At 54.8% G+C, this 219-nt stretch carries 1 rRNA gene; it reads left to right on the top strand.

Features of this window, described 5'->3' with window-relative positions:
- A 23S ribosomal RNA gene (locus HFD95_RS21925) occupies positions 1 to 219 on the top strand; the annotation flags it as partial.

Raw genomic sequence — 219 nt, 5'->3', positions numbered from 1 at the left:
AGGCGTAGTCGATGGGAAACAGGTTAATATTCCTGTACTCGGTGTTACTGCGAAGGGGGGACGGAGAAGGCTATATCAGCCGGGCGACGGTTGTCCCGGTTTAAGCGTGTAGGCGGAGGGTCCAGGTAAATCCGGTCCCTTATTAACGCTGAGGCGTGACGACGAGGCACTACGGTGCTGAAGTGATAAATGCCCAGCTTCCAGGAAAAGCCTCTAAGC

It is taken from the genome of Pantoea sp. EKM10T (assembly GCF_011800685.1).
Classification (GTDB): Bacteria; Pseudomonadota; Gammaproteobacteria; order Enterobacterales; family Enterobacteriaceae; genus Pantoea; species Pantoea agglomerans.
The sequence above is the reverse complement of the archived record's forward strand: the minus strand, read 5'-3'. Positions and strand labels throughout refer to the sequence as shown.